A 20,761-nucleotide genomic window follows, 5' to 3' on the forward strand; every position below is an offset into this window, starting at 1 on the left:
GGTTCTTCCTCTCCGTTGAGCTACTCGCCGGACCACACCGGCGCGCGCTTTTCCTGGAACGCCAGCACGCCCTCGGCGGAGTCCTTGCTGTCCAAGGCGTCCATGAGTGCCGGAAGTCGCAGCCCCCGAGCTTCGGCGGCGGTGAGATGGGCTGTGCGCGTGACCATCTGCTTGACCGCACGCAGCGAGGTGGGCGCACACGCCCGGATCTGGTCGAGCCAACGATCCACGGCGGCGTCCAGCTCCTCCGCCGGGACCACCTCGTTGACGAGTCCCATGGCCTGCATTTCGGCTGCATCGGCCTTGCGTCCGGTCAGGAGCATGCCCATGGCCTGGGTGTGGGGAACCCGGCGCACCAGCTGATGGATGCCGCCGTCGAGCGCCAGTCGCCCGACCCGCGGCTCCGTCAGCCCGAACCGGGCGCGGTCGGACGCCACCACGATGTCCGCGCCCAGAACGATTTCCATGCCACCGCCCAGCGCGTAGCCGTTCACCTTGGCGATCACCGGAACGTCCAGGGTGGTGCGCAGACTCAGTCCGCCGAAGCCGTTGGCGTCCAGCTCGGCCCAGTACTCGAGGCCGGTCTTGTCCACCGCGGAGGAGCTCATGTCCGCTCCCGTGCAGAAGGCCTTCGGCCCGGCGCCGGTGACGACCACCGCGCGGATGCTGCGGTCCTGCTCCAGCTGCTCCCAGATGCCGTTCAAGCGTGCGGTGGTGGGACCGTCGACGGCATTGAGCACGTGCGGACGATTGATCGTCACGGTCGCCACACCGTCGTCGATTGCCAGGATGACGTCGTCGGCGTTCTCGGTCATGCGAGGACCCCCAGCGCCACCAGACGCGCGATCGCGTCGTCGTCGAAGCCGTGTTCCCTCAACACCTCGGCGTTGTGTTCGCCGAGACGGGGTGCGCTGTGTCGGATGGAGGATGGGGTGGCGGAGAGCCGGATGGGTGCGTTGAGCATCTTTACCGTGCCGACGCTGGGATGGTCGGCTTCCACGATCATGCCGTTGACCCGGGTCTGCTCGTCGGCCAACGTCTGCTCGAGGGTGTTCACCGGCGCGTTCAGCAGGCCCTCCTCCTCGAGCTTCTGCGTCCAGTACTCCGTGGTGTTCGTCGCGAAGCGTTCCCGGAAGATCGCCTGCAGCGCGGGCTTGTTGTCGAACTGAAGTTCCTTCGTGGAGAACTCCGGCCGGAGCGTGAGGTCCTCGTCCAACCCGAGGGCGCGGGAGATGTGCAGGAGCGGGTCGGCCGTGAATCCGCCGACCATGCAGACGGCTCCGTCCGTGGTGGGGAAGACTCCGGTGAAGGGCATTGCGCCCCAATTGACTTCGTAACCGCGATTGAGCTGCATGCACGCCTCCTGCATCTGCATGTGCAGCATGGAGTCGTACATGGTCACCTCCACCTTCTGTCCCGTGCCGTACTGCTCGCGGGCACGGAGCGCCAGCAGGATTCCCTGCATCAGGTGCATGCCGGTGGTGTAGTCGCACAGCGTGGTCGGGTAGACGACGGGTGGCGCATCGTCCGACTCGCGACGCCACATGACGCCGGAATACGCCTGCGCGATCGCGTCCTGGCCCCCCTTGTGCGATAAGGGACCTTCCGTTCCGAAACCGGTGCCGGACGCCCAGATGATCCCGGGGTTGTCCTTCCTCAGCTCGTCGTACCCGAAACCCATGCGTTCCATCACGCCGGCCCGGAAGTTGCTGACCACCACGTCCGCGTCGCTCATGAGCGTGCGCAGCACGGCCCGGCCGTCCTCGGTGCGCGTGTCCACGCTGATGCTGCGCTTGTTGCGGTTGATGGCCAGGAAGATCGGGTTGTCCTGCCCGTCCGGGTCGGGGAACGAGTTCCGGGCGATGTCACCGGCACCGGGTCGCTCGACCTTGATGATGTCTGCGCCGTAGTCGCCCAGCATCTGCGTCGCGCTGGGACCCATGTAGACCTGGGTGAAGTCCACGATCTTGATGCCGGTCAGCGGAAGCTTCGGGCCGGCCGGAACCGAGACGGCAGCGGGGGCGGTTCTCGCCGGGTGGTCTGTCGTCGTGAAAGTCAGCTCTTCGGTGGTGGTGCTCATGCCGAGACCGTCGCTTCCTGGTCGATGGTGGCGTTGGCGGAGGGGATGTCGCCGGGGTCTGCGCCGTGGCTGCGCATGCCCGCCTGGATGTCCAGGGCGGACACGCTGCGGACGGTCACGTCGTCCCGGACGGCGATGGCCGCCGCGACGCCGACCGCCTGACCCATGGCCATGCACGGCGGGATCTCGCGGGACATCTTCTGGGCGTCGGGGGTCGCCGAGTAGTGCCGGCCCGCAACGAGTAGCTGCTCGACTTCCTTCGGGAGGAGTGAGCGGTACGGGTAGTAGTAGTCGCGCCCGCGGGCGACGGAGTCGGCGAAGTGCCGTCGCGTGGTCACGTCTTCCTTGGTCATGATGTACTCGCCTTCGAGGAGGCGGGTCTGCCGGACGCCCAGCTGGGATGCGACGTCCACGATGTAGCAGTTGCCGAATCCGGGGAGGTGCTCCTTGACGTACTCCACCGCCTCGGTGATGCGGTCGCGGGCCGCGAACTCGGCGGCCGTGAGGTCGCCCGGGTCGGTGCCGTCGAAGCCGCTCATGTGCGGGGCGTTGCACCAGACGACGCCGTCGAGCGGTGTCTTGAGCCACCACAGCTCCCAGGCGCCGCCGAGCAGTCGCTTGATCTTGCGGTTGAGGGCTCGCGCTTCCTTGGGATTCCCCTGTTCGAAGCGTTCGGCAGCTGCCGTGTCCACGCCGCCCAGCCGGAACACGAGCGTGGTGATGTAGCTGTCCTTGATGTGGGCGGCACCGGCACGGGATGCGACGTCGATGTCGCCCGTCGTGTCGATGACCACGTCCGCCAGGAACGCCTGGGGACCGGACTTGGTTTCGCACACCACGCCTTTGACGACGCCGTCGTCGACGATGGGACGCGAGAACCAGGTGTGCAGTCGGAGGTTGACGCCGGCCTCGCGGACGAGGTCGTTGGAGACGCGCTTCCAGCCGTCGGGATCGAATGCGGCGGCGTAGCAGATGGGTTTGGGGTTGGTGTGGGAGTGGAAGTCGAAGGTTCCGTAGCGGCCCCATTTGTTCCACAGTTCGGTGGAGGCCGTGCGGTCTTCTCTGGGCGGGACGACCGCGAGGTCCAGTGCCTGGAGCCGCTCCACGTACTCGGAGACGATTCCGGTAACCGTGATGTCCTGGCCGTTGATCATGTCGTCGAGGACCAGCACCATGCCGCCGGACGCCAGGCCCCCGAGCGACGAGTAGCGCTCCAGCAGAGTGACACTGGCGCCGGAGCGAGCGGCCGTGACCGCGGCGGATACTCCGGCGGGGCCACCGCCCACCACGAGCACCTGGGAGCGGTTGACGACGGGCGCCGTGAGGTCGTGGCTGGCGACGCGCAGATCGAGGTTGGTCATGGGAGTCCTTACTTTCCGACGAAGATGCCGTTGGCACGGCGAGCAAGCAGGTAGAAGACGATGCTGAGGATGGAGAGAACGGCCACGTAGACCGGAAATATCCAGTTGGCGTTCACGGATTGGAACCACACGAGCAGGTAGGAAGCAGTGCCGCCGAACAGCGCGACGCCGACCCCGTACCCCAGCGACACACCGGCGCCACGGCAGTTCTTGGGCATCAGCGACGTGCTGACCACGTTGTAGAGGGTCATGTTCAGCACCAGGACCACCGAGCCGCCCAGAAGCACGACCGCGAAGCCGCCGATCCCGGGTTGCACGTACATCAGCATCAGGAAGACGGCCGGGACGGCCAGCGCGCGGGTCCAGAGGAACCAGCGTGACATGGATTTGCCGTCCGTCAGCTTGCCGACCACCCAGCTGCCGGCGACCAGAACGACGCCGAGCGCCGTCGTGAGGGCGAATACCGCGGTGGGATCTTCCTTGAAGTTGCTGCGTGCGGCCGCCGGCAGTCCGACGTTCCACGCGTAGTTGTAGGCCTGGGCGGCACCCACCACGAAGATGATGGCGAGGACGCTGAGCCAGTGTTTGCGGACGCCCGTCCAGACGGCGCCGGTGGTGTTGTCCGACAGTTCTTCCGGGCGCATGGTTTCGGGCAGAGCGCGGCGCAGGTATACGACGACGACGCCGAACACGGCACCGATGACGAAGGGGATCCGCCAGCCCCATTCACCCATGGCGGCCCCGCCGATGATCAGACTGCACAGGAAGCTGACCAGGGACGCCAGGAGCACGCCGAGGTTGACATAGAACGACATGACGCCCGCAACCAGGCCTTCTCGTCCGACGGGGACGAGTTCGACGGCATGGGCCGTGGAGAGCGGGGCCTCGATGCCGGTGGAGACGCCCTGCACGACGCGGCAGGCGACGAGGATGGCCCCGGCCCACGCCCCGATCTGTGCGTAGCCGGGGGTGATCGCGATGATCAGGGTGGTCACGGCCATCGTGCTGATGGAGATCAACATGACTCGGCGTCGGCCGATCCGGTCCGCGAGGGTTCCGAGCATGACGCCGCCCAGCGGCCGGAACGCGAAGCCGACCGCGAAGACGGCCAGGGTGTTCAGGGTGGCGCTGAGGGGGTCGGTGGAGGGGAAGAAGTTCGGTCCGATGAAAGCCGACAGGAGTCCGAAGACCATCCAGTCGTACCATTCGAGGGCATTGCCGAGGCCGAGGCCGAGGAGGCCTTTGCGGACCTCGGGGGTGAGTTGTTGCTGCCTGCTCGATGCTGTCACAGTGGTGTCAAGCAATGGTCTTGTCCTTACGCTGGCACCGCGAGGGTGCAAGAGGGTATGACGCATCACGGCGACGGGATGCGTTGTGTCGGGCCGTTCAGGCGGCCGGACAGTAAGGAGGGTTGGGTTGACGGCCGGCGGTGGACGCCGGGCTCACCACGGTGTGGTGCGTCGACCCAATTCGCTACGCATACCTCTTCGTAGCTGTTCTCGTACCGATGCGGGATGTCCGGGGAGATGATGTCCCGTTCCGGTGCGTGTCGCTAACGGCCGGCGTTGGACGCCGGACTCACCACGCGTGTGGTGCGTTGACCCAGATCGCTACGCATACCTCTTCGTAGCTGTTCTTGTACCAGTGCGGGATGTCCGAGGAGAAGGTGATCGAGTCGCCCGCCTCCAGAGAATGGCATTCCCCGTCCAGATAGATGTCCTTGCGGCCGGCAAGAATGATGCCGAATTCTTCGCCGCTGTGACGGAACGGGGTTGCGCTGGTGTCGTGCCCGGGCGGCGTTTCGATCCATTGCGCCTCCAGGGCACCGCCGTTGAGCTCGGGGGTGAGCAGTTCGTAGACGGCTTCCCCCATCGACTTCTTGGTGACGCCGACGAGGTTGCGCCGCTCGTGTTTTCGCACGACGGGTGATTTGGTGTCCGGTTGGCCGATGAAAAATTTGCCGACCGGGATGTCCAGCCCGTGGGCCAGCTGAGCCAGGGTGGTGAAGGACGGGTTGGCCAGACCGCGCTCGATCTGGCTGACGATCGCCGGGCTGAGTCCCGTGATTTCCGAGAGCTGCGCAAGGGTCATGCCCTTCTCCTTGCGCATGGTGCGAATCTTGTTGCCGACGGTCGTCAGCAGGGCACTCGTTGCGGGCGGAGCGTGCGTGGTGCTCTCGGCCGTCATTGGCGTTTCCTCCCGCTGGGTGACCTGACTCACAGAACTATAGTGAAGATCTTCAGCGAGTCAATGACTCTTCTTAAATATTCTAAAAAAATTCATTGGATCCGTGGTCGCCGGGAGCTGACCTGGCCCGAGTCGGGGCTCCCGGCGACCCCGCGCTCAGAGTTCGAGGTACAGGAAGTTGTCGGCCCAGTTCGTCTCGCCGCTCGTCGTAGCGAAGTAGAAGATGCGCTCCGAGAATCCGCAATCGAAGTACTCGGCGACCTTCGATTCGCCGGGGGCGAGAGTGCCGAGGTTGATGCTCGGATAGATGAGCGGCGTGTGGACCGTGACTCCGGTGGCGGTCCCGTCACCCCCGTTCGTGACACGCACGGCGCACGCGTTGACACCCTCGGCGTTCGCTTGCGTGATAACCAGGTCGGGTCCGTCGCCGAGAGAGCCGAACGGAGCGGCGGACGCCGTTGCCGCCCCCGCAGTCACCAGCCCCGCGATCATGGCCCCGGCTACTGCCGTACGTCGAAAATTGCGCATGCTTGTGCCCTCTCCTCGGTAGTCCGGATTGTCCCGATTCGACGCTACTGCCGCCCACCGAACGAGGGGTGCAGCCGAACGAAACCGCGCTGTCGTGTCGTGGCGTCGAGGCCCAGGTGCGGGCATCGATGTCGACCTGGATGGAGGCGGATATTATTTCACGACTGCGTTTCCCGCAGATCTTTCGCCGGGCGAAGTACCGACCCGGAGCAGGGACAGCCGACTCAATACACGTTGATCTCCGTGTCGCTCGGGATGTGCGGACGGTCGGTTGTGAGGGTGACTTCGACGCGGCCGGACCCCGTCTCGAGGTGCGTCCACGGCTCCGCCGGGAAGTCGATCACCCCTCCACTGACGTCGGCGGACCACGATCCCGCAGCGCCGGTCTCCAGGTTGCGCCAATGCAGCGTCGCGGATACCGAGCACAGCATTCCGGGCGTCGCCGAGATCCCGACGAACGTCGCGTTCAGTCGAACATAGACCAGCCCGGGCAGACTGTCCGTGGCGACGGTGACTCCTCCGATGCGGCCGCCGCAGGAAATTCCGTGAGCGACGGTCGCGGTGTCGGGGATGTTCACCCACCTGTCTCGAGTCTGATCCGCCGCGGCTGGGGCGGCGGCACCGAACAGCCCGGCCAGCACCAGTCCGCTGATCGTGATCGACTTGCCAAGCGTAAGAAGAGGCATTGTGCTCCGGATCTGCCGACTCGTCATGGTTTGATCGAGTTATGACTGAGGAGAACGGGATTCCCACCGTCGTGACCGCCAGCCGCATTATCGCAGCCCCGGCGCGGACGGTTTTCGAACTGATTGCCGACCCGGCGCAACAGCCGCGTTGGGATGGCAACAACAACCTGGCCGAGGCCGCCGCCGGGCAGCGGGTACGCGCCGTCGGTGACGTGTTCACCATGACGCTCACCAACGGCGGCATCCGCGACAACCACGTGGTCGAGTTCGAGGAGGGGCGCCTGATTGCCTGGCGGCCCTCGCTGCAAGGCAACCAGCCGCCGGGTCATCTGTGGCGCTGGGAAGTCGACCGGGTCGACGACGCGCACGTCCGCGTCACGCATACCTACGATTGGTCGCGATTGACCGACGAGAAGCGCCTCCAGCGCGCCCGGGCCACCACGTCGGACATGCTTCTGGCCTCTGCCGACAGGCTCGCCGAACTCGCCGAGTCAAACGACCAACCGCCTCCAACCTGACCTGTCGCGGACGGTCCCGCGTCACCGACCGGGCACGACCGAAATCGTTCCCTGGCAGACGGCGTTCTGCGAATTGACGAACCACCATCCCGCGCCGGTCTGGACGGTCACGGTGAACGACACCGCGCCGGTTCCTGTCCAGGTCCGGTTGATCGGAATTCCGGGCTTCTGCTGCCAGGCCGCCTCATCGCTGACGCTGTGCCCGGTCGCGCCGGTGGTCGCGTTGTGCCAGTCGACCGACACCCGCGTGCCGTACCAGTTGATCCCGATGCTCGGGATGAGACCACCGGGCGGCGTCGGCAGTTCGTTGCCGCCGCTCAGCAGAATTGCCGGCTCCAGTGCAGACCCACCCGGTCGCAGCGACTCCCCGGACGCGGCGTTGATGGTCCACGTGAACGGCGGTGCCCAGACGAGGGGATTCGCGCTCGAGCACGTCATTGTCGTCGACGTCGGTGGCGCGGGCTGAGCATTCGCGACAGCGCCTCCTCCGGCCGCCACTGCGGTTCCCAGTCCGACAGTTGTGAGTGCCGCGGCACATATCCGTCGTCCCAGCTGTTTGCTCATGAGCGCTCCATTCCTTCGTCACCGCGAGAATTGAGACGTCCGTCGCCCCCCATTCCATTTCGGAGGCGGGACAGGATCTGTTACAGACCGTGCGAACTGGACCGCCACTCACGCAGCTGTATTCGGCGACCAACGCTGCCCTGGACGAACCTCGGATGGCGGGCCCGTAGTTGCCCGTTGCTGGCTACGCTGGGTGTATGGAGCACTACGTCCGCAAGGAACCAACCCCGTACGAGTCCGCGACAGCACCGGTCCGTTCGGGGAGCTGGTTCCGGCGGACACTCCGACGGCTGGGGATCATGCTCCGTGCGCTCATGCATGATCGGAAACCGAGTCCGTCCTCGTCAATTTCACCGCGACGCATGGACGGCTCCCACACCGATATCTTTCCTTTCAACAGCAGTGGCGGAGGAGTAGGCGGCGGGCCGTAAATCGTTGATGCCCTCAGCGCAGCACCAGCTCGTCCAGCAGACCGGCCGCGAGGTACCGTGGCCGCGCTCCGGCGATCTCGACGTCCGCAGGTCGCCGAGGATCTGCTTGTCGGCCTCGCGGCCGAGGTTGGCGGTCTGAAACACTCAGGCAGTCAGGTCATCTGCTTCGATACCGAAGGGATGCTGGCCCACGGTGAAGCACTCGAAGCGAGACGATTGCCAAGGGCCTTCGGAGCGGAGAGAATTGGTGCCGTGCGATTTCTGGTCGGTCAGCTCACGAGCCGGCCACACGATGAGGCATTGTCCCGAGCAACAGGGGGTATCACGCATGGTGCAACCAACGGAGCTATACCGCGTGCGAAGGATCGGCAGGAACGCCCTTCTCACGATCCTCTCGATCATCCTGGCCGGAGTCCTGTTCGCGGGTGGGTGTGGGCAGCAGGACACACAGGCCGATACCGAATCGCAGCAGGATGCGACGACATCCGGGACGAATCTGTTGCCGCAGGACCTTCTGGTAGGGCTGGACGTCGTACAGAATTACTTCCCCGAGATAAGCCAACAGACGGCGACGAGTGAGAACTCCACTGCGTCCGGTGCCCCCGACGCGACGAGAATGGTGATCTACGAAGGGGGCGACGGCAGAAGGGTAACCGTCTCTGTCGATCGATATCCCAGCGCCGACGCAGCCTCGACCGCATTCGAGCAGGCGATCGACATAAGTGAAGTCGTCCAGGGGTTCGTCGCGCTACCGGCGCCGACCGATGTCGGCGACAAGGCATTCGCGGGTTCCGTAACTCAGGGAGCGGACACGCACATCGGGTACGGCGCGCTTGCCGGCGAGTACGTCATCGGGGTGACGTCGGCCGGCTATCCGGCTTCGACCGAGAATGTCGAAAAGCTGACCGGTCTCACGCGCGAGGCGGTCGAGAAGGCCACAGACTAGGGAAACACAGGACTCCGTGCCAACACCGCGTCAGGATTGCGGCCACCGGAGTCATATTGCCGTCAAGAACGGCCGCGACCTCGCGTGGCGGGGGTAGATCTTGGAACTGAATCCCCGAGGAGGTTCCGATGACGCTTCATCTTCCCCACCGGTTCGTGCACGAGCAGCCACGGCAGAACACGGTGCTCGACCTCTCGGTGCTCGGCACGTACGGCCCGGGCATCGAGGAGGCATTGCGCGCGGTGATGGAGCAGCCACAACTGCGGCTGGTCGGTTTCCGCTGCGCTGCGGATTTCGTAGCGATCGACGGGGCGATCGGGCTGATGGAACAGGTCCGACGCGAGTACGGCGCGATTCTGACGGAACTCGTCGTACAGGACGAGGATCGGGCCGACGTACAGGGGACCGTCGACGAGGCCTTGGACGAGGCCTGCGCCCGAAACCGGTATCCCCGTCCGAGCGTCGCGTTCACGAACGCCCGAATTTCCACCTTTGACGAAATCTTGACGCCGTCACCCCTTGCGCCCGGTTAAACACGCGTTTAGCGTACTAAACATGCGTTCAACCAATGCCGGTTCCGAGGTCCCGCACCCCGATATGACCACCCGCGCGCGAGTGCGCGACGCGGCCATCACGGTGTTCGGCAATCACGGCTTCAGTACCGGAGTGCGGGCGATCGCCACCGCCGCCGGAGTGTCACCTGGCCTGGTGATCCACCATTTCGGGTCGAAGGACGGCCTGCGCGCCGAATGCGACGAGCACGTCCTGCGGATCATCCGGGAGCAGAAGGCAGAGGCGATATCCACGCCCGGGCCGGCGGGCACCATGCAAGCTCTCGCCGACATCGAGCAGTACGCCCCGCTCGTCGCGTACATCGTGCGGAGTTTTCAGGCGGGCGGCGGCCTCGGCGAATCCCTCTTCGAGCACATGGTGGAAGACACCGAGCAGTATCTCGCGCTGGGAGTGGCGGCCGGAAGCGTCCGGCCCAGCCGCAACCCGAAGGCGCGGGCGCGATACCTCACCCTCTACAACGTCGGCGCCATGCTGCTCTACCTGCAGATGCGCGCCGACAAGGAAGCTCCGCTCGATTACGCCACGGCCATCCGCGACCTCGCCACCGACGTCACACTGCCCGCCCTCGAGATGTACACCGAGGGCCTGCTGCCGGATTCGTCGACGCTCGAGGCATATCTGGCCACCGCAGACGGCGCCGCGCAGGCGGGCGCGGCTTCCGCAGAACATACCGACTCCCCGAACTAGGAGCAGCTATGAGTGCGATCATCGAAGTGCGCAACCTGGTGAAGACGTTCGGGCGAACCCGGGCGTTGGACGGACTCGACCTCGAGGTCGGCGAAGGGGAGGTGCACGGGTTCCTCGGGCCGAACGGCGCCGGCAAATCCACCACCATCCGCGTCCTCCTCGGCAGCCTGCACTCCGACAGCGGCGAGGCCACCGTGTTCGGCCGCGATCCCTGGCGCGACGCCGTCGCCCTGCACCTCGACATGGCGTACGTCCCCGGCGACGTGACACTGTGGCCGTCGTTGTCCGGCGGCGAGACCATCGACCTCCTTGCGCGGATGCGCGGCGGACTGGACGAGACCCGCAAGCAGGATCTGATCGAGCGCTTCGACCTCGACCCGCGAAAGAAGGGGCGGGCGTATTCGAAGGGCAATCGTCAGAAGGTGGCATTGGTATCGGCGTTCTCGTCCGACGCTCGCCTGCTGCTGCTCGACGAACCGACGTCGGGCCTGGATCCGTTGATGGAACAGGTTTTCCGTGAGTGTGTCGCCGAGGCCCGCGACCGCGGTGTGACGGTGTTGCTGTCCAGTCACATCCTGTCCGAGGTGGAGGCGCTGTGCGAGCGGGTCACCATCATCCGGTCGGGGCGGACGGTCGAATCTGGGACACTTGCGTCGATGCGGCATCTCAGCCGTACGTCGATCACCGCCGAACTTCTCGGCGATCCCGGCGATCTGAGTCGCATCGACGGCGTGGCGGACATCCAGTTCGACGGGTCGACGCTGCACTGCCAGGTCGACAGCGAACATCTCGGCGAGCTCATCCGGGTACTCGGCGACACCGGGGTTCGCAGCCTCGTCAGTCAGCCGCCGACCCTCGAAGAACTCTTCCTGCGGCACTACGAGATCGACGACGGCACGACGGCGTCGTCCGACACTGTGGAGAAGGTGCGGGCATGAGTACCGCAACGGTGTCCCGGTACCGGCCCGTCGAGCCGGCGCCGGTGACTTCCTCGGATTTCAAGGGGACGCTGCACTTTCTGCGGTTGTTCCTGCGCCGGGATCGGATCGCGCTGCCGCTGTGGATTCTGATCTTCGCGTTCGCGCCCGCGCTGTACGTGGCGAGCATCGCCGACATCTACACCTCCGACGCCCAACTGGCGGAGTTCGCGGCCACCACGGCGGCCAGCCCCGCGCAGATCGCCATGTACGGGCCGATCTTCAACTCCAGTCTCGGCTCGGTGGGCGTCTGGAAGGCCGGCATCTACTACACGCTGATCGGGCTGGTGGTGATCCTGACGGTCATCCGGCACACCCGCGCCGAGGAGGAGACCGGCCGTGCGGAGCTTCTGGACTCCACCTCCGTCGGACGGTACTCGGGCCTGACAGCGGCGCTGCTCCTCGCCGGGGGCGCGTCCGTCGTCACCGGGATCCTCTGTGCAGCAGCGTTGCTCGCCCGAGACCTTCCGGTGGGCGGTTCGGTCGCCTTCGGGACGTCGCTGGCCTGCTCCGGTCTGGTGTTCACGGCGGTCGCAGCCGTTGCGGCGCAGGTGAGTACCGGCGCCCGCGTCGCGCGCGGCGTCGCGTTGACGGTGCTCGGGGTCGCGTTCGCGCTGCGCGCGGTCGGTGATGCCGGGTCCGGCACCCTGTCGTGGGTCTCACCGCTCGGCTGGGACCTGCAGATCCGTCCGTATGCCGACGAACGCTGGTGGGTAGTCATTCCCAGCCTCGTCACGGCAGTCGTACTCACCTGGGCGGCATACGCTCTCCTGCGCCGACGCGATGTGGGCGCCGGTCTGATCGCCGAACGTCCCGGCCCCACGGACGCGTCGCCGGCGCTCGCCGGAACTCTGGGACTGGCGTGGCGGATGCACCGCGGAACGCTCGCGGCCTGTACCGCCGGGCTCGGACTGTACGGCCTGCTCATCGGCAGCGCCGCCAAGGGGGTCGGCGGTCAGATCGGCGACAGTCAGACGATCCGGGACATCATCACGCGGATGGGCGGCTCGCAGTCGTTGGAGAAGTCGTTCATCGGCTACGCGTTCACCATGCTCGCGATCGCCGCCGCGGCCTATGCGATCTCCGCGTCGTTGCGGCTGTACTCCGAGGAGAACGCGCAGCGCCTCGAACCCGTGACGGCCGGGTCCGTCGGCCGCGTCCGGTGGGCGTCGAGCCACATCCTGTTCGCGTTGCTCGGACCTGCGGTCGCGATGATCGTGGCCGGAGTTGCCGCCGGGCTCACGTACGGAGCATCCATCGACGACGTGGGGGGAGCCCTGCCCGACGTGATCGGGGCGGCGCTCGTGCAGCTTCCCGCGATCTGGATGCTCGCCGGAGTGACGGTCCTCCTGTTCGGTGTGGTCCCGCGGTTCACGCCGGTGGCGTGGGGAGTGCTCGTCGCGTTCCTGCTGATCTTCATGGTCGGGTCGATCGCGCAGTTCCCGCAGGCGGTGCTGAATCTGGAGCCGTTCAGCCACGCCCCGAAGCTGCCGGGTGGGCAATTCGAGGCGACGCCGATCGTGTGGCTGCTGCTGATCACGGTGGTGCTGGTCGTGGTGGGTGTGGCGGCGTTCCGGCGGCGCGACCTGCGCTGAGCGCCGGCCGGTGTGCACACTGAAGGCATGGCGCGTGTGCACACCGGCGAGTCCGTCCTGGCCCGGACGGTGCGGATAATCGAATCGTTCCGTTCGGACGATTCGCTGCTCACGGTGTCCGAGATCGCCAGACGGTCCGGTCTCCACATCTCCACGACGTCGCGGTTGATCGACGAACTGGTGGGGTGCGGCTGGCTCGAGCGTGAGGACCGGAAGGTGCGGATCGGGGTCCGCCTGTGGGAGGTCGCGTCGCGGGCGTCCCCGACCCTCGGGCTCAGGGAAGCGGCGATGCCGTTCATGGAGGACCTGCACACCGTCGTCGGGCAGCACACTCAGCTCGGTGTCCTCGAAGGTGACGAGGTGTTGTTCATCGAGCGACTCACGGCACCGGGTTCCGTCGTCAACTACACGCGCATCGCGGGCCGGATGCCGCTCCACGTGTCTTCGTCCGGGCTGGTCCTGCTCGCGCACGGACCCTCGGAGCTGCAGGAGCGCATCCTGAGCGAGCCGTTGAAGGTGTACACCGACAACACGATTCGCACCACACGACAGCTGAGGGGAGTCCTGGCCGACGTGCGCCGGCACGGCTACATCCTCTGCGCCGGCCACCTCTACCCGGACACCACGGGCGTCGCAGTCCCGGTGCGGGACGGCAGCGGCAAGGTCGTCGCTGCGCTGTCGGTCATCGTGCCGAACGACGAGAAGGCGTACGCGCAGATCCCCGCGCTCCAGGCGGCCGCGAAGGGCATCACCCGCGTGATGGCGGCGGCGCCGACATAGGGCAAGGCCAGGTGACAGAGCCCCACGGATTTGCTGGAATCCGACGCAATTGCGCGGGCGGCTGACCAATGTCTGTGACGCTGCGCGCGGTGGACTATCCGCCCCGCCCGTGCCACGGTGGAATCGGAACCACTTCTCCCAGAAAGCGCAGCATCATGGAAAGCACCTCGCAACCCAGCTCCCGGGAATGCCCGGACTGCCACGCGCTCACCGCGGACCTCGAGGCCCACAAACTCTGGCACTCCCGGCTCGTCCACGACATCGCCACCGCGGTCGACAAAGACATCAGCCGAAGGGCGCACACCGCGTAACTCAGCCGGCGGACACGGCGACCACGAGCTTTCCGCGAACCTGACCGTCGACGAGGCTTCGCAGTGCCGTGGCGGCCTCGCTCAACGAGTACGTCCGGTCGATGGCGGGTGTGACGGCGCCGGACTCGACGAGGTCGCGGAGCACGAGCAGGTCTTTACCGTCCTCCTTCGAGACGAACACGCACAGTGTCTGACTCACGAAGGGGGACAGCGCGAGTGCGCGCAGCTGGCGATCGGTGCCCCCGAGCCACCGTCCGCCGGTTTCGCCGCCGACGATGACGAGTCTGCCGCGCGGTGTGAGGACCCGGCGCAGGCGGGAGAGGGACGAGTTGCCGCCGATGTCGAGGACGACGTCGTAGCGCCGCCCGAGGCGAACGAAGTCTTCGCGGGTGTAGTCGACGACGTGGTCGGCGCCGATCGACCGGACCAGGTCGACCTTCGCGGTGCTGCATACGCCCGTGACCTCCGCCCCGTACGCCTTGGCCACCTGCACGGCGAACGTGCCGACTCCGCCGGACGCGCCGATGATCAGTACCGCCTGCCCCGGCGTGACCCTGCCGTGGTCGCGCACACCCTGCAGCGCCGTGAGCCCGGAGATCGCGATCGCCGCGGCCTGCACGAACGGCAGACCGGCGGGCTTGAGCGCGAGTTTGGCCGCTGGTGCGCATGCGTACTCCGCGAACGTCCCGGTGCCGATGCCGAACACGTCGTCGCCGGGACGGAATCCCGTGACGCCACGACCGACCGCTTCGACGCGCCCGGCCAGATCCATCCCGGGAACGGCGGACTTGGGCCGGCGGATGCCGTAGCCCGCGAAGCGCAACGGATACGGGAGCCCGGTGACGAGGTGCGCGACGCCGCGATCGACACCCGCCGCGTGCACTCGGACCAGGACCTCGTCGTCGGCGGGAACGGGTATCTCGACGTCCCGCAGTTCGAGGACCTCGGGCGGGCCGTAGTGGTCCTGGGCGACGGCCTTCATCGTGGCTCGTGCGCCCGTGAACGCAGAAGTGTGGCTGTCGGGTTCGGTCGGTGGCTCCATGGTCGGACTCCGTTCGGATAGCGGATCGGCGGGTTCCGGTGTACGTCTGCTTACATCGTACGCTTACAACGTAAGCCTCTGCTTACAACGTAAACTATGCCGGTGGAGAATGTGCGATGACGGCCGAGACCGACCCGACGGCAGAACCCCGCGTTCCCCTGACCAGGGAACGCGTCCTGCGCGCCGCCGTCACCCTCGCCGACGGCAGCGGCGTCGAGGCACTCACGATGCGCGGGATCGCGCAGACGCTCGGGGTGGAGGCGATGTCGCTGTACCGGCACGTGAAGAACAAGGACGACCTCCTCGACGGCATGGTGGACGTCGTCTTCGGCGAGATCGACCTGCCGCCGAACGGTCGCGACTGGAAGTCCGCGATGCGCCGGCGGGCGATCTCCATACGCAACGTGCTCGCACGGCACCGCTGGGCAACCGTCCTGATGGAATCGCGGGCAACCCCCGGCCCCGCGACGCTGCGCCACCACGACGCGGTGCTGGGGATTCTGCGAGCAGCGGGATTCTCCATCGAGCTTGCCGCGCACGCCTTCTCGGCCCTGGACAGCTACATCTACGGGTTTGCGATGCAGGAGACGAGCCTGCCGTTCGGTTCCTCCGACGAGCTCGCCGACGTGGCGGAATCGATCCTCGGCAGTGTCCCGGCCGACGAGTACCCCCACCTCGCCGAGTTCGTGACGCAGCACGCCATGGCACCCGGATACGACTTCGGTGACGAGTACGAATACGGGCTCGACCTGATTCTCGACGGACTCGAGCGGGCGGGCGGACCGCCCCCGCCCAGTTGAGTGACCCCGGTTACATCTCGACTTTCAACTATTGAAAATGATCTGGCGGCTCACCCCCGGCTCGGAAGATCCTCGAACAAACGCGAGATCGAGGAGTCGAGATGCCACAGAACCCGGTTTCTTCCGGTGCACCAGCGGACGCGGCGCTACACGTTGTCGCCAAAGAGCTTGTCGCGGAAGGTGTTGTCGCACTGACCGTGCGTCACCCCGACGGGCGGCGCCTACCGGACTGGGCACCGGGAGCCCACATCGACCTGCTGCTCCCGAACGGGCTGACGCGGCAGTACTCACTGTGCGGCGACCGGTGGGATGCGTACAGCTACCGGGTCGGAGTGCTGCGGGAACCGGCGGGACGGGGCGGGTCGGCGTACGTCCACGACGTACTCGCGGAGGGTGATCTCGTCGGGGTCGGCGGTCCGCGCAACAACTTCCCGCTCGTTCCCGCACCGAGGTACCTGTTCATCGCCGGCGGTATCGGGATCACCCCGCTGCTGCCCATGGTCCGGCAGGCGGAACTGATGGGAATCGACTGGCAGCTTCTGTACGGCGGCCGCACCCGCACGTCCATGGCGTTCCAGGACGAACTCGCCGCCTACGGCGACCGGGTGTCCGTCGTGCCTCGGGACGAGCAGGGCCACCTCGACCTGCCGGCGTCCCTCGCCGCCGCCGACGACGCGAAGGTCTACGTCTGCGGGCCCGGACCATTGCTCGCCGCCGTCGAAAACTGTTGCGCGGACTGGCCCGTCGGCATGCTGCGGACCGAACGCTTCGTGCCGAAGGCTCGCGGTGCGCCGCTGCGCGACGAACCGTTCGAGGTCGAACTCGCGCGCTCCGGCCTCGCGGTGACGGTGTCACCCGGCGCCAGCGTCCTCGACGCCGTGCAGGCGGCCGGGGTCAACGTCCTGTCCTCGTGCCGCGAGGGCACGTGCGGGACCTGCGAGACCACCGTCCTCGCCGGCGCCCCCGACCACCGCGATTCCGTCCTCGACGACGAGGAGCGGTCCGCCGGCGACTGCATGCTCATTTGTGTCTCCCGGTCCTGCTCCGACCGCCTCGTGCTCGACCTCTGACACCCCCACCCCGAAGGGACTCACCGTGACGATGTTCGCCCCCGCTCCCGCGTTGCCCGTCAGCGACGCCGACCCGTTCGCCCTCGACGTCCTGCAGGACCCGTTACCGTTCCAGGCCGAACTGCGGGACGCCGGCCCCGTCGTGTACCTGCGGCGATACGACGTCTTCGCGCTGGGCCGCTACGAGCAGGTCCATGCCGCGCTGACCGACTGGCAGTCGTTCCAATCCGCCGCCGGGGTCGGCCTGAGCAACTTCCGGGACGAGACCCCGTGGCGTCCCCCGAGTGTCCTGCTCGAGGCCGACCCGCCGCACCACGACGCTCCGCGGGCGGTGCTGAGCAAGATTCTCGGCCCCCGCGCGCTGCAGAAACTCAGGGTGTCGTGGATTCAGGACGCGGAGGTCCTCGTCGACCAGTTGCTCGCGAACACAACCGAATTCGACGCGGCGACCGACCTCGCCGCCGCATTCCCGCTGCGGGTCTTCCCGGATGCCGTCGGCATTCCCGACGCCGGACGCGAGAACCTGCTGCCGTACGGGGACCACGCATTCAACGCGTTCGGTCCCGTCAACAGTCTGGTGGAGAAGGGGGCGCCGCGGGTGGCCGAACTGTTGGGCTGGGTCAACGAGCAATGTGCCCGCGACGCGCTCACCGGCGACGGCTTCGGCGCGCAGATCTGGGCGGCGGCGGACCGCGGCGACATCACGTACGAGCAGGCGCCGCTCGTCGTGCGGTCGTTGCTGACTGCGGGGGTGGACACCACGGTCAACGGACTCGCGGCCGTGCTCTACGCGTTCGCGACGCATCCGGAGCAGTGGGCGAGGCTGCGGGAGAACAGCAGGCTGGCCCGGACGGCGTTCGACGAGGCGGTCCGGTGGGAGTCGCCGGTCCAGACGTTCTTCCGCACCGCCACCAGCGACATCGAGATCGGCGGCACGACCATCCCGGACGGCAAGAAGATCCTGATGTTCCTCGGCGCAGCGAACCGGGACCCCCGTAGGTGGGAGAACCCGGACGCGTTCGATCTCGGCCGAAACCCGTCCGGGCACGTGGGGTACGGGATGGGAATTCACCAGTGCGTCGGCCAGCACGTCGCCCGGCTCGAATCGGAGGCGCTGCTGACGGCACTGGCATCGCGGGTGGACTCCATGGAGATCGCCGGGCCGGTACACCGGCACCTCAACAACACGCTGCGGTCGTGGGAATCCGTGCCCGTGCGGGTGCGGCTTGCATGAGCGGAGCCGACCATACGTACGTATGTATTGACGGGGCGAAATGCCCTCCCGCCGAGGTCGCGGGCGCGTCGATGCCCAGACCTGCCGCCGCGGGTGCTCACCGAGCATGCCCGCGGCGGTGGTCCGTAGCAGCTGGTTACGAGGTGGCGGACTCGTCGATGTCGAAGAGTTCGCCGATCAGGCCGCCGAGGAATCGCCGGTGCTGCGAAGATATTTCGGCGGCCGCTGCTTCGTCCCGGGCCGCGCACAGTGTGATCAGGTTGTCGTGGTGTTCGATGGCGTCCTGCCAGCCGCGGAGGCTGGAGAACTTGCGGTAGTAGATCCGGTGGATCTGCGGGTGCACTTGGTGCATGAGCCGTTTGAGCAGTGGGTTGCCGGCGGCGTCGACGATGACGCCGTGGAAGGTGTCGTCCGCGGCGAGTGCGGCACCGATGTTGTCGGTCTTGATCGCCTGCGCAAGGTCGTCGTTGGCGGTGCGCATCACGTCGATCATGTCGTCGGTGAGGTTGGGCACCCCCGTTTTCACGGCCAGTTGGTCCAAGACCTCCATCACCGCGAGCGTTGCCTCGACATCGGCCCGGTTCAGTGGGGTGATCCGGGTGAAGGCGGCGGGTTTGGCCTCGACGAGTCCGGTGTCGATCAGCCGAGTCAGAGCCTCGCGCACCGGGGTGCGGCTCAGGCCCAGATGCTCGGCCAGCTCGCTGTCCTTGACCTTGGATCCGGGCGCGAGCTCACCGGTGACGATCGCGTCGCAGATCCGCTCGAACGCGACATCGCTCATGCGGGGGCGCTCCACCGGATTATCACGCAACATACTGGATACTGTACTCTGCACGCCGCACGCTCCCGGGGGCCGCGTGGTTGAGTGCCTGGCGCCTTGTCGCGAGGGTACCGACTGTTCATTGGCCGGGCACCCACTACCCATCCGCGTTGAGTCGCCCGGCGAGGACCTTGTCGCCGAGTTCGTCGCCAGGCGTTTCGGCGGACCGACCGGCCTTGGCCTCGGCTTTCTCCTCGGACTTGTCGATCACCGACGCGGCGAGGGAGTTTCCGACGACGTTGACCGCGGTGCGGGCCATGTCGGCGATGAAGTCCACCCCCAGCAGGAGTGCGACGGCTTCGGCCGGCAGTCCGATGGTGTTACCCGCGGCGATGAGCACCACGATCGAGGCGGACGCAACGCCGGCCATGCCCTTCGACAAGATGACCAGCACGCCGACCATCAGCAGCAGGGTGGGGATCGACGTGTCGATGCCGTAGGCGTTGGCGAGGAAGACCAGGGCGACTGCCTGGTAGAGCACGGAGCCGTCGGTGTTGAACGAGTAGCCGAGCGGCACGACGAACGAGGTGGTCGAGCGGCTGACGCCGAGCCCCTCGAGCTTGAGCAGCAGCGGCGCGAGCACTGCCTCGGAGCTGCGGGTGACGAACGCGAGTCCGACCAGATTTCCGATGGCCTTGAGCATGGTGACGTACTCGACGCGGAAGATCGCGGCGATGATCGGAAAGATGACGCCGAGGATGATCGCCATACCGACGTAGACGACGGCGAGGAAGCCGAGCAGGCTCGACAGGTTCCCGAACCCGTAGTGCGCGACGTCGTAGCTGATGAAGCCCAGGACCCCGAGGGGCGCAAGGCGAATGACGTATCCGACCACCTTGAACATCGCGTTGGCGAGCGAGTCGAGCACGGACGTCATCGGCTTCGACTGCTCACCGATCGCGGCGAGTGCGACGCCCACGAACCCGGCGAACACGATCACTGCGAGCAGGTTCCCCTCCGCGAAGGCGGCGAAGACGTTCTTCGGGACAGCGTGCAGGAGTAGTTCGTGGAAGTCGATGCCCTGCTCGAGGGTCTCGACGGAGGCTCCGTCAGCGCCGGCGACAGGGGCGCCGGAACCTATGTCGAGCAGCTTCGCCAGCGCGACGGCCATCAGCAGGATGATCGTGGTGACGACCTCGAAGTACAGGATCGCCTTGGCGGCCATGCGACCGACCTTCTTCGCCGAATCCATGCGCGCGATTCCGAGCACGATGAGCGGAAAGACCAAGGGGACGACGATCATCTGAACCAGGTTGAGGAACACGTCGCCGGCCAGTTTGAGTTGCTCGCCGACGGCGGGGGCGAACGTGCCGATGAGTGCGCCGACGCCGACGGCGATCAGTGACTGCACCCCGATCGGCAGCTTCCAGAATTTCCACCACCTGCGTGGTGTGCGAGACGCATCGGCGTCCTCGGGTGCTGTCGCGGAGTCAGCGGGGATGGCTCGGGTTGTCGTCATTCAACAGCTCCAATATATTGGATGTGGTGTACTGTTCGACAACAGTGATCGACGTCATAGTCCCTGTCAAGTAGAACGGCGAATTGGGTGTTGGTGGAAAAGTTGAGCGACA

The 20,761-nt window shown here is 66.6% G+C and carries 23 protein-coding genes; 11 read left to right on the top strand and 12 right to left on the bottom strand.

The genetic code is table 11. From position 1 onward, the window contains the following. Nucleotides 1-20 precede the first annotated feature (20 nt). From ACFWAY_RS07040 to ACFWAY_RS07070, 7 genes are all read right to left on the bottom strand, one after another. Nucleotides 21-815 carry an enoyl-CoA hydratase-related protein gene (locus tag ACFWAY_RS07040; RefSeq protein WP_378510260.1) on the bottom strand — a complete coding sequence of 265 codons (795 nt, stop codon included), beginning with the start codon at nucleotides 813-815 and terminating at the stop codon, nucleotides 21-23. Further along, a complete protein-coding gene (locus tag ACFWAY_RS07045) occupies nucleotides 812-2,080 on the bottom strand; it encodes a CaiB/BaiF CoA transferase family protein (protein WP_378510261.1) in 1,269 nt (422 codons plus the stop codon). The genes ACFWAY_RS07040 and ACFWAY_RS07045 overlap by 4 nt, the downstream gene beginning before the upstream one ends. Further along, the gene (locus ACFWAY_RS07050; RefSeq protein WP_378510262.1) at nucleotides 2,077-3,441 is read right to left on the bottom strand and encodes an FAD-dependent oxidoreductase; all 1,365 of its coding nucleotides are present in this window, start codon (nucleotides 3,439-3,441) and stop codon (nucleotides 2,077-2,079) included. The genes ACFWAY_RS07045 and ACFWAY_RS07050 overlap by 4 nt, the downstream gene beginning before the upstream one ends. An 8-nt stretch (nucleotides 3,442-3,449) precedes the next feature. Beyond that, on the bottom strand, nucleotides 3,450-4,745 hold the full coding sequence (locus ACFWAY_RS07055; RefSeq protein WP_378510263.1) for an MFS transporter: 1,296 nt from the start codon (nucleotides 4,743-4,745) through the stop codon (nucleotides 3,450-3,452). A 274-nt stretch (nucleotides 4,746-5,019) separates the two neighbouring features. Then, nucleotides 5,020-5,628: a helix-turn-helix domain-containing protein gene (locus ACFWAY_RS07060; RefSeq protein ID WP_378510264.1), complete on the bottom strand. Its 609-nt coding sequence runs from the start codon at nucleotides 5,626-5,628 to the stop codon at nucleotides 5,020-5,022. A gap of 156 nt (nucleotides 5,629-5,784) precedes the next feature. Beyond that, entirely contained in the window at nucleotides 5,785-6,156 is a 372-nt protein-coding gene (locus tag ACFWAY_RS07065) for a hypothetical protein (RefSeq protein WP_378510265.1), read from the bottom strand. 224 nt (nucleotides 6,157-6,380) lie between these two features. Beyond that, nucleotides 6,381-6,842, bottom strand: coding sequence for a hypothetical protein (locus ACFWAY_RS07070; protein ID WP_378510266.1), 462 nt, complete (start codon nucleotides 6,840-6,842; stop codon nucleotides 6,381-6,383). Nucleotides 6,843-6,883: 41 nt separating this feature from the next. Here ACFWAY_RS07070 and ACFWAY_RS07075 point away from each other — a divergent pair, with 41 nt between their 5' ends. Continuing rightward, nucleotides 6,884-7,360, top strand: coding sequence for an SRPBCC family protein (locus ACFWAY_RS07075; protein ID WP_378510267.1), 477 nt, complete (start codon nucleotides 6,884-6,886; stop codon nucleotides 7,358-7,360). A gap of 21 nt (nucleotides 7,361-7,381) precedes the next feature. On the opposite strand, the gene ACFWAY_RS07080 is transcribed toward ACFWAY_RS07075, so the two are convergent. Together ACFWAY_RS07080 and ACFWAY_RS07085 are read right to left on the bottom strand one after the other, a co-directional pair. After that, nucleotides 7,382-7,924 carry a hypothetical protein gene (locus tag ACFWAY_RS07080; RefSeq protein WP_378510268.1) on the bottom strand — a complete coding sequence of 181 codons (543 nt, stop codon included), beginning with the start codon at nucleotides 7,922-7,924 and terminating at the stop codon, nucleotides 7,382-7,384. A 350-nt stretch (nucleotides 7,925-8,274) separates the two neighbouring features. Beyond that, nucleotides 8,275-8,499: a hypothetical protein gene (locus ACFWAY_RS07085; RefSeq protein WP_378510269.1), complete on the bottom strand. Its 225-nt coding sequence runs from the start codon at nucleotides 8,497-8,499 to the stop codon at nucleotides 8,275-8,277. Between the two features lie 184 nt (nucleotides 8,500-8,683). Between ACFWAY_RS07085 and ACFWAY_RS07090 the strand changes: the two genes are divergently transcribed. The 7 genes from ACFWAY_RS07090 (at nucleotide 8,684) to ACFWAY_RS07120 (ending at nucleotide 14,224) form a co-directional block, all read left to right on the top strand. Continuing rightward, entirely contained in the window at nucleotides 8,684-9,301 is a 618-nt protein-coding gene (locus ACFWAY_RS07090; protein WP_378510270.1) for a hypothetical protein, read from the top strand. 128 nt (nucleotides 9,302-9,429) lie between these two features. Continuing rightward, nucleotides 9,430-9,834, top strand: a complete 405-nt coding sequence (locus ACFWAY_RS07095; RefSeq protein WP_378510271.1) for a decarboxylase — start codon at nucleotides 9,430-9,432, stop codon at nucleotides 9,832-9,834. 22 nt (nucleotides 9,835-9,856) lie between these two features. After that, a complete protein-coding gene (locus ACFWAY_RS07100; RefSeq protein ID WP_378510272.1) occupies nucleotides 9,857-10,561 on the top strand; it encodes a TetR family transcriptional regulator in 705 nt (234 codons plus the stop codon). 8 nt (nucleotides 10,562-10,569) lie between these two features. Beyond that, complete coding sequence (locus ACFWAY_RS07105) at nucleotides 10,570-11,499, top strand: ATP-binding cassette domain-containing protein (RefSeq protein WP_378450549.1); 930 nt, start codon at nucleotides 10,570-10,572, stop codon at nucleotides 11,497-11,499. Next, nucleotides 11,496-13,133 carry an ABC transporter permease gene (locus ACFWAY_RS07110; RefSeq protein ID WP_378510273.1) on the top strand — a complete coding sequence of 546 codons (1,638 nt, stop codon included), beginning with the start codon at nucleotides 11,496-11,498 and terminating at the stop codon, nucleotides 13,131-13,133. The genes ACFWAY_RS07105 and ACFWAY_RS07110 overlap by 4 nt, the downstream gene beginning before the upstream one ends. A gap of 27 nt (nucleotides 13,134-13,160) precedes the next feature. Beyond that, nucleotides 13,161-13,913 (top strand): IclR family transcriptional regulator, encoded by a 753-nt coding sequence (locus tag ACFWAY_RS07115; RefSeq protein ID WP_378510274.1) that lies wholly within the window; start codon nucleotides 13,161-13,163, stop codon nucleotides 13,911-13,913. Between the two features lie 155 nt (nucleotides 13,914-14,068). Next, nucleotides 14,069-14,224 (top strand): hypothetical protein, encoded by a 156-nt coding sequence (locus ACFWAY_RS07120; protein ID WP_378510275.1) that lies wholly within the window; start codon nucleotides 14,069-14,071, stop codon nucleotides 14,222-14,224. A gap of 1 nt (nucleotide 14,225) precedes the next feature. Here the strand turns inward: ACFWAY_RS07120 and ACFWAY_RS07125 are convergent, their stop codons facing one another. Further along, on the bottom strand, nucleotides 14,226-15,266 hold the full coding sequence (locus tag ACFWAY_RS07125) for an NAD(P)-dependent alcohol dehydrogenase (RefSeq protein WP_378510276.1): 1,041 nt from the start codon (nucleotides 15,264-15,266) through the stop codon (nucleotides 14,226-14,228). 116 nt (nucleotides 15,267-15,382) lie between these two features. On the opposite strand from ACFWAY_RS07125, the gene ACFWAY_RS07130 reads away from it, so the two are divergent. From ACFWAY_RS07130 to ACFWAY_RS07140, 3 genes are all read left to right on the top strand, one after another. Then, nucleotides 15,383-16,066, top strand: coding sequence for a TetR/AcrR family transcriptional regulator (locus ACFWAY_RS07130; RefSeq protein WP_378510277.1), 684 nt, complete (start codon nucleotides 15,383-15,385; stop codon nucleotides 16,064-16,066). A gap of 101 nt (nucleotides 16,067-16,167) precedes the next feature. Continuing rightward, nucleotides 16,168-17,136: a PDR/VanB family oxidoreductase gene (locus ACFWAY_RS07135; protein ID WP_378510278.1), complete on the top strand. Its 969-nt coding sequence runs from the start codon at nucleotides 16,168-16,170 to the stop codon at nucleotides 17,134-17,136. Nucleotides 17,137-17,167: 31 nt separating this feature from the next. Continuing rightward, entirely contained in the window at nucleotides 17,168-18,370 is a 1,203-nt protein-coding gene (locus tag ACFWAY_RS07140) for a cytochrome P450 (protein WP_378510393.1), read from the top strand. A 136-nt stretch (nucleotides 18,371-18,506) separates the two neighbouring features. Here the strand turns inward: ACFWAY_RS07140 and ACFWAY_RS07145 are convergent, their stop codons facing one another. Continuing rightward, on the bottom strand, nucleotides 18,507-19,184 hold the full coding sequence (locus ACFWAY_RS07145; protein ID WP_378510279.1) for a GntR family transcriptional regulator: 678 nt from the start codon (nucleotides 19,182-19,184) through the stop codon (nucleotides 18,507-18,509). A 103-nt stretch (nucleotides 19,185-19,287) separates the two neighbouring features. Then, entirely contained in the window at nucleotides 19,288-20,649 is a 1,362-nt protein-coding gene (locus ACFWAY_RS07150) for a dicarboxylate/amino acid:cation symporter (protein ID WP_378450557.1), read from the bottom strand. Nucleotides 20,650-20,761: the final 112 nt, after the last annotated feature.

The organism is Rhodococcus sp. NPDC059968, from assembly GCF_042738615.1.
In the GTDB taxonomy this organism is placed as follows: domain Bacteria; phylum Actinomycetota; class Actinomycetes; order Mycobacteriales; family Mycobacteriaceae; genus Rhodococcus_F.